Origin of the sequence: Micromonospora sp. NPDC049799, assembly GCF_040656655.1 — a bacterium.
GTDB lineage: Bacteria > Actinomycetota > Actinomycetes > Mycobacteriales > Micromonosporaceae > Micromonospora.
The window spans coordinates 1-2,928 of record NZ_JBFAMU010000569.1 but is presented as its reverse complement, the minus strand read 5'-3'; the positions used below and the strand labels follow the sequence as shown (position 1 = coordinate 2,928).

General features: G+C 74.6%; 3 protein-coding genes. All 3 read left to right on the top strand.

What is annotated here, in order from left to right:
- A partial coding sequence (gene dacB, locus AB0I76_RS26475; RefSeq protein ID WP_357040815.1) for a D-alanyl-D-alanine carboxypeptidase/D-alanyl-D-alanine-endopeptidase occupies window positions 1-1,346 on the top strand: 1,346 nt, incomplete at its 5' end.
- 56 nt (window positions 1,347-1,402) lie between these two features.
- Window positions 1,403-2,473: a zinc-dependent metalloprotease gene (locus AB0I76_RS26470; protein WP_357040812.1), complete on the top strand. Its 1,071-nt coding sequence runs from the start codon at window positions 1,403-1,405 to the stop codon at window positions 2,471-2,473.
- A 10-nt stretch (window positions 2,474-2,483) separates the two neighbouring features.
- Window positions 2,484-2,928: ATP-binding protein (locus AB0I76_RS26465; RefSeq protein ID WP_357040809.1), on the top strand; the 445-nt coding region annotated here is incomplete at its 3' end.

Below are 2,928 nucleotides of genomic sequence, written 5' to 3'. Positions count from 1 at the left end.
CTGCGGGGTATACCGCGTATGGTGTCTGGCGTCACCCACACCATCGGGGGAGGTGCAGATTGCCAGCTGTCCTGGAGATCGAAGGTCTAGACCCGAACGCCCCGCTGCCCACCGCCCAGGGCGTACGCGCGGCGCTCGGCCCGCTGGTCGGCGTACCGGCCCTCGGCGACCGGGTCAACGTCTCGGTCGTCGACGTCGCCACCGGCCAGTCGCTGTACGGACGGGGCGAGGACGCCGGCACGGTGCCCGCCTCGGTGACGAAGCTGGTCACCGCCGTCACGGTGCTCGCCGCACGTGGCTCCGGGTACCGCATCCCCACCCGGGCGGTCGCCGGTGCGACTCCCGGCGAGGTGGTGATCGTCGGCGGCGGCGACCCCACCCTCGCGGTCGACAAGAAGGGCTTCTATCCGGGTGCGGCCCGGCTGGACGACCTGGCCGGGCAGGTGAAGAAGGCGCTCGGCGGCACGAAGCCGACGAAGGTGGTCGTCGACTCGACGCTCTACTCCGGCCCGGTCCACGAGCCCGGCTGGGACTCCGACATCCCCGACGGCGGGTACGGCGGGGCGGTCACCGCCCTGATGATCGACGGTGCACGCAGCGACGTGCCGCAGGCGAAGAAGGACCACGAGGACGGCAACCACGCCGCCGACCGGGTGTCCCAGCCCGACCTCGCCGCCGGCCGCTCCTTCGCCCGGTTGCTCGGGGTGCCGGCCGGCGCCGTCACCAAGGGGAAGGCGCCCGCCGCCGGTGCCGGCGCCACCGCCGGGGCTCCCGGCACCGAGCTGGGCGTGGTGTCGTCCCTGCCGATGGTCCGGCTCGTCGACATCATGATCAGCGACAGCGACAACCTGGTCGCCGAGGCGCTCGCCCGTCAGGTGGCGCTGGCCCGGGACGAGCCCGCGTCGTTCGCCGGCGGCGGGAAGGCGATGGACGCGGTGGTGGCCGAGCTGGGGCTGCCGGCCGACGAGCTCTCGCTGGCCGACGGCAGCGGCCTGTCCCGCAGCAACCGCATCAGCCCGTCGTTGCTCACCGACGTGCTCGCGCTGGCCGGTGACGGCACCCGGCCGGACCTCGCCGCGATCTTCGGTGCGCTGCCGGTGGCCGCCTGGTCCGGCACCCTCACCGACCGCTTCGAGGGCCCGGCCCGGGTCGGCGCCGGGCTGGTTCGCGCCAAGACCGGGACGCTGTCCCGGGTGCACGCGATCGCCGGCCTGGTCAGCACCGCCGACGGTCGGCTGCTCAGCTTCGCCGTCCTCACCGACGACGCGCCCCCGGACGGCCTGACCGCCGCCCGCTCCGCCCTGGACCGCATCACCGCCACCCTCACCACCTGCGGTTGCCGCTGACCTGGGCCGATCGTCGAGCCCGGGTTCGGGTGTTCCCGCGCGGGTACGGTGGGTGCATGGCGCAGTTCGTGGACTGGGATCTGGCCGCCGCGACCGCGGGGGCGCTGGGAAAGTCGGGCCCCCGGGTGTCGTACGCGGAGGCCACCGACGTGGTCTCCGACCTGCGGCGGTTGACCGACGAGGCGGCCGGGCACGTCGCCGAGTACACCGGGCTGCGGTCGCAGGTGTCCCACCCGCCGGTGCGGGTGGTCGACCGGCGGGACTGGGCGGCGACCAACATCGCCGGGCTGCGCGAGGTGATCACGCCGCTGGTGGGCCGCCTGTCGAAGGACAAGCAGCCCGGGGTGCTGACCGAGGCGATCGGGTCCCGGGTGACCGGCGTGCAGGCCGGCACTGTGCTGGCGTACCTGTCCGGCCGGGTCCTCGGCCAGTACGAGGTCTTCTCCGCCGACCCGGGGCAGTTGCTGCTGGTCGCGCCGAACATCGTCGAGGTGGAGCGGAAGCTCGGCGCCGACCCGCGCGACTTCCGGCTCTGGGTCTGCCTGCACGAGGTCACCCACCGGACCCAGTTCACCGCCGTGCCGTGGATGCGGGCGTACTTCCTGGGTGAGGTGCAGGCGTTCGTGGACGCCTCCTCCAGCGGGGGCGAGCACCTGCTGGAGCGGCTGCGCCGGGGTGTGGCCACCCTCTCCGACGCGGTGAAGGACCCGGAGAGCCGCACCAGTGTGCTGGACATCGTGCAGACTCCGGCCCAGCGGGCCGTGCTGGACCGGCTCACCGCGCTGATGACCCTGCTGGAGGGGCACGCCGAGTTCGTCATGGACGGCGTCGGCCCGCAGGTGATCCCGAGCGTCGAGCGCATCCGGGCGTCGTTCAACCGGCGCCGGGAGACGGGCAACCCGCTGGAGAAGGCGATCCGCCGGCTCCTCGGCGTCGACGTGAAGATGCGCCAGTACGCCGAGGGCCGCAAGTTCGTGCACGGTGTCGTCGAGCGGGTGGGCATGCCCGGGTTCAACCGGATCTTCTCGTCCCCGCTGACCCTGCCCCGGCTGGAGGAGCTGGGCGACCCGGACGCCTGGGTGGCCCGGGTGCACGGGCCGGCCGGCCCGCTGCCGGCCGCCGGCTGACCGTACGACCGTGGCCGCGCTCGCCCCACCCGTGGCCGCGATCCGCGTCGCGGTCCGGCGAGCCCTGACCGGCCTGCCGGAAACCGGCCCGGTCCTGGTGGCCTGCTCGGGTGGCGCCGACTCGCTGGCGCTGGCCGCGGCGACCGCGTTCGTGGCGCCCCGGCTGGGCCGTCCTGCCGGTCTGGTCACCGTCGACCACGGTCTTCAGGAGGGTTCGGCGGAACGGGCCGAGGCGGTGGCGGCGTGGGCGCGCGGGACGGGCCTGGCTCCGGTCGAGGTGGTCCGCGTCGACGTCGGCGGCCGGCCGGGTGGTCCCGAGGCGGCCGCACGGGAGGCTCGCTACCAGGCGCTGGGCGAGGTGGCCGGCCGGCACCGGGCGGCGGTCGAGTTGACGCTGTCGGTCAGGTCCTTCCACGTGCCGGCCACGTTCGGCACGTCGGCCTGCCCGCCCAGCT